Annotated in this window: 2 tRNA genes and 3 rRNA genes; all 5 read right to left on the minus strand. The window is 46.4% G+C overall.

Going from position 1 to position 5,662, the window contains the following annotated elements:
- Window positions 1–24 precede the first annotated feature (24 nt).
- Window positions 25–132 (minus strand): 5S ribosomal RNA (gene rrf, locus AC2A1G_RS19955).
- Window positions 133–283: 151 nt separating this feature from the next.
- Window positions 284–3,045 (minus strand): 23S ribosomal RNA (locus AC2A1G_RS19960).
- Between the two features lie 219 nt (window positions 3,046–3,264).
- Window positions 3,265–3,338: transfer RNA gene (locus AC2A1G_RS19965), tRNA-Ala, on the minus strand.
- A gap of 93 nt (window positions 3,339–3,431) precedes the next feature.
- Window positions 3,432–3,505, minus strand: a tRNA-Ile gene (locus AC2A1G_RS19970).
- 199 nt (window positions 3,506–3,704) lie between these two features.
- Window positions 3,705–5,221, minus strand: a 16S ribosomal RNA gene (locus AC2A1G_RS19975).
- The 16S, 23S and 5S rRNA genes sit together here with 2 tRNA genes alongside, the layout of an rRNA operon.
- Window positions 5,222–5,662 lie beyond the last annotated feature (441 nt).

Genomic DNA, 5,662 nt, shown 5'->3' on the forward strand with positions numbered 1-5,662 from the left:
TAAATGATTGAGGATTTGAATAAAAACTGGCGGCGACCTACTCTCCCGCTTTCGCAGTACCATCGGCGCTGGTGGGCTTAACTTCTGTGTTCGGAATGGGAACAGGTGAGCCCCACCGCTAAAACCACCCTAAAGGCTGTATTTAGAGACAGGAGATTGAGAGATTGGAGAGTAGAGACTTTATCGTCCCGTGTCTCATATCTACACATCCAGTGTCTATATTTATCGATAAAAACATTCACAAAGAGAGAACCTGAGCGGCGCGGATCTTCGCTGCCAATTAGGCTATAAATCTACGGGTAATTAGTACTACTCGGCTATGCTGTTACCAGCTTTACACCTATAGCCTATCAACGTGGTCATCTCCCACGACCCTTAAAAGATGTCTCATCTTGAGGCGAGTTTCGCACTTATATGCTTTCAGTGCTTATCTCTTCCAAACGTAGCTACTCAGCGGTGCTCCTGGCGGAACAACTGATACACCAGAGGTTTGTTCAAATCGGTCCTCTCGTACTAGATTCAAGCCCTCTCAAACATCTAACGCCCGCAATAGATAGAGACCGAACTGTCTCACGACGTTCTGAACCCAGCTCGCGTGCCACTTTAATGGGCGAACAGCCCAACCCTTGGGACCTTCTCCAGCCCCAGGATGTGACGAGCCGACATCGAGGTGCCGAACCTCCCCGTCGATATGAGCTCTTGGGGGAGACTAGCCTGTTATCCCCGGAGTACCTTTTATCCTATGAGCGATGGCCCTTCCATACGGAACCACCGGATCACTATGTCCTGCTTTCGCACCTGATCGACTTGTAGGTCTCACAGTCAAGCACCCTTATGCCATTACACTCTACGCACGGTTACCAAGCGTGCTGAGGGTACCTTTGAAAGCCTCCGTTACTCTTTTGGAGGCGACCACCCCAGTCAAACTACCCACCACGCAGTGTCCTTCTGAAAGAAGTTAGGCTCCAAGTAAGTAAAGGGTGGTATTTCAACGTTGACTCCACAAACACTGGCGTGCCTGCTTCATAGTCTCCCACCTATCCTACACATTACTTACTCAAAGTCAATACGAAGTTATAGTAAAGGTTCACAGGGTCTTTTCGTCCCATTGCGGGTACTCGGCATCTTCACCGAGACTACAATTTCACAGAGCTCATGGTTGAGACAGTGCCCAGATCGTTACACCATTCGTGCAGGTCGGAACTTACCCGACAAGGAATTTCGCTACCTTAGGACCGTTATAGTTACGGCCGCCGTTTACTGGGGCTTCAGTCAAACGCTTCGCATTGCTGCTAACGCCCTTCCTTAACCTTCCAGCACCGGGCAGGTGTCAGACCCTATACTGCATCTTTCGATTTTGCAGAGTCCTGTGTTTTTGATAAACAGTCGCCTGGGCCTCTTTACTGCGGCCACCATTGCTGATGGCGTCTCTTCTCCCGAAGTTACGAGACTATTTTGCCTAGTTCCTTAACCATGATTCACTCTAGCACCTTAGGATTCTCTCCTCGACTACCTGTGTCGGTTTATGGTACGGGTTGCTTCACTTCGGCTTTTCTTGGAAGCAAGTTCACTACAACAACTTCGCCCGAAGGCTAGGTCTTGACTATTCCGTCAGTCTCCAGTAGCTACGTCACTCCGTCCCCTTTTTAGTGTGAGCAAGTATGGGAATATTAACCCATTGTCCATCCACTACCCCTTTCGGGTTCGCGTTAGGTCCCGACTAACCCTCAGCTGATTAGCATGGCTGAGGAAACCTTAGTCTTTCGGTGAGCGGGTTTCTCGCCCGCTTTATCGTTACTTATGCCTACATTTTCTTTTCTATCCGCTCCACAATACCTCACAGTACTGCTTCGGCGCAAATAGAATGCTCTCCTACCAGATACAGTCCCTTGACTGTAAATCCATAGCTTCGGTACTCTGTTTATGCCCGATTATTATCCATGCCGGACCGCTCGACTAGTGAGCTGTTACGCACTCTTTAAATGAATGGCTGCTTCCAAGCCAACATCCTAGCTGTCAATGCAGTCCAACCGCGTTGCTTCAACTTAACAGAGATTTGGGGACCTTAGCTGTTGGTCTGGGTTCTTTCCCTCTCGGACATGGACCTTAGCACCCATGCCCTCACTGCCGACAAGCATTTATTAGCATTCGGAGTTTGTCAGGAATTGGTAGGATTTGACTCCCCCGCATCCAATCAGTAGCTCTACCTCTAATAAACTCAATATCGACGCTGCACCTAAATGCATTTCGGAGAGTACGAGCTATCTCCCAGTTTGATTGGCCTTTCACCCCTACCCACAGGTCATCCGAAGACTTTTCAACGTCAACCGGTTCGGTCCTCCACTTTGTGTTACCAAAGCTTCAACCTGCCCATGGGTAGATCACAAGGTTTCGCGTCTAATCCTACTAACTAACCGCCCTATTCAGACTCGCTTTCGCTCCGGCTCCGCACCTGAAGTGCTTAACCTCGCTAGTAAAATTAACTCGTAGGCTCATTATGCAAAAGGCACGCCGTCACCCAACTTGTGGGCTCCGACCGCTTGTAGGCGTACGGTTTCAGGTTCTATTTCACCCTTCTATTCGAAGTGCTTTTCACCTTTCCTTCACAGTACTTGTTCACTATCGGTCTTTCAGGAGTATTTAGCCTTGGAGGATGGTCCCCCCATATTCAGACAGGATTTCACGTGTCCCGCCATACTCATTTATCATCAAAATATACCTTTCATATACGGGGCTATCACCCTCTATGGCTGTTCTTTCCAGAACATTCTATTAAATATATAATGACTTTTGGGCTAATCCGCGTTCGCTCGCCACTACTTACGGAATCTCTTCGATTTCTTTTCCTCCGGGTACTTAGATGTTTCAGTTCTCCGGGTTTGCTCTCCTTGCGGAGTGACATGTCTTCAACATGCCGGGTTGCCCCATTCGGACATCTCGGGATCAATTCGTGTGTGCCAATCCCCCGAGCTTTTCGCAGCTTACCACGTCCTTCGTCGCCTCTGAAAGCCTAGGCATCCGCCATACGCCCTTAACGATTTCTTTCCTAATTATTAATTAGTTCAGTATTTTTGCTTAGCATTGCTGCTAAATATTTTTGTAAACTCAAGCGCTTTTCCGCGCCCGGTTTTCTCTTTGTGATATCTTTACCGTTAATGTCAATGATCTTTTCTCTTTTTCCAGTTTAATCCGCAGAATATTGTTTTTGGCTCTATCTGCTTTTTAATTTTAAACCTTCAAATGATGTCTCTTTCGAAACTTTCGTGGAGAATAAGGGAGTCGAACCCTTGACCTCCTGCGTGCAAGGCAGGCGCTCTAGCCAGCTGAGCTAATTCCCCCTCTAGTTAGACTCGAGATTTTTAGATTTGAGACCCGAGACTATTAAAGTGTCTCATATCTCTTGTCTTTTTATCTCCCGTCTTTTCAATTAGTAGTCTCGGGCAGGCTCGAACTGCCGACCTCTACATTATCAGTGTAGCGCTCTAACCAGCTGAGCTACGAGACTTTGTTATGAGTAATGGGTGATGAGTAATAAGTAATACTTTTCCTCTCCTTCATTTCTCAATCTCTTATCCCTTATACTAATTTCTAGTGGGTTTATGTTTTTATAATATGACAACCAAATAAAAAAACTAAAGGTATAAACTTTAAATAAGTACATTGTACTTGCGTACTGTTTTTGTTTAACGTCTAAAGACGCTCTAAAATGAGATGTTCCAGCCGCACCTTCCGGTACGGCTACCTTGTTACGACTTAGCCCTAGTTACTTGTTTTACCCTAGGCAGCTCCTGTTACGGTCACCGACTTCAGGTACCCCAAACTTCCATGGCTTGACGGGCGGTGTGTACAAGGCCCGGGAACGTATTCACCGCGCCATGGCTGATGCGCGATTACTAGCGATTCCAGCTTCATAGAGTCGAGTTGCAGACTCCAATCCGAACTGAGACCAGCTTTCGAGATTCGCATCCTATCGCTAGGTAGCTGCCCTCTGTACTGGCCATTGTATTACGTGTGTGGCCCAAGGCGTAAGGGCCGTGATGATTTGACGTCATCCCCACCTTCCTCTCTACTTGCGTAGGCAGTCTCACTAGAGTCCCCAACTGAATGATGGCAACTAGTGACAGGGGTTGCGCTCGTTGCAGGACTTAACCTAACACCTCACGGCACGAGCTGACGACAACCATGCAGCACCTTGAAAATTGTCCGAAGAAAAGTCTATTTCTAAACCTGTCAATTCCCATTTAAGCCTTGGTAAGGTTCCTCGCGTATCATCGAATTAAACCACATAATCCACCGCTTGTGCGGGCCCCCGTCAATTCCTTTGAGTTTCATTCTTGCGAACGTACTCCCCAGGTGGCTAACTTATCACTTTCGCTTAGTCTCTGAAGCCGAAGCCCCAAAAACGAGTTAGCATCGTTTACGGCGTGGACTACCAGGGTATCTAATCCTGTTCGCTCCCCACGCTTTCGTCCATCAGCGTCAGTTAAAACATAGTGACCTGCCTTCGCAATTGGTGTTCTAAGTAATATCTATGCATTTCACCGCTACACTACTTATTCCAGCCACTTCTACTTTACTCAAGACCTGCAGTATCAATGGCAGTTTCACAGTTAAGCTGTGAGATTTCACCACTGACTTACAGATCCGCCTACGGACCCTTTAAACCCAATAAATCCGGATAACGCTTGCACCCTCCGTATTACCGCGGCTGCTGGCACGGAGTTAGCCGGTGCTTATTCATATAGTACCTTCAGCTACTCTCACGAGAGTAGGTTTATCCCTATATAAAAGAAGTTTACAATCCATAGAACCGTCGTCCTTCACGCGGGATGGCTGGATCAGGCTCTCACCCATTGTCCAATATTCCTCACTGCTGCCTCCCGTAGGAGTCTGGTCCGTGTCTCAGTACCAGTGTGGGGGATCACCCTCTCAGGCCCCCTAAAGATCACTGACTTGGTGAGCCGTTACCTCACCAACTATCTAATCTTGCGCGTGCCCATCTCTATCCACCGGAGTTTTCAATATTAAATGATGCCATTCAATATATTATGGGGTATTAATCTTCCTTTCGAAAGGCTATCCCCCAGATAAAGGCAGGTTGCACACGTGTTCCGCACCCGTACGCCGCTCTCTCTCTTCCGAAGAAGAAATACCGCTCGGCTTGCATGTGTTAGGCCTCCCGCTAGCGTTCATCCTGAGCCAGGATCAAACTCTCCATTGTATGTTTGTCTGACTCACTCAAAGTTTATTAATTACGCTTTAGTTTTTCCTTATTTTTTGGTTGTTATATTGTATCTTCAATGATCTCTAATCTTCCGCTTTTTAACGAAGCAATCTTTCTGTCAGTGTCGCTCCGTATTTGCGAGTGCAAAAGTAATAAGTTATTTCCAATTGACCAAATGTTTCTGAAGAAAATTTTAAAGTTTTTTGATGACCTTAATTTCTCTTACTTTTCATTAATCAATCAAACTCCTGCGCTCCCTTAATTGGGACTGCAAATATACAACTGTTTTTTATTCTTGCAAATTTTTCAGTGTGTATTTTTTTAAAAGTTTCTGCTTATCTTAGCTTTCTGCGCTACTTACTTCCTCTCGTTTTCAGTGGTGCAAAAGTAGAACTCTTTTTAATACCCCGCAAATTTTTCGTAACTTTTATTTAACAT

The sequence above is a fragment of the Chryseobacterium sp. HNCC26DJ240 genome (assembly GCF_057180485.1).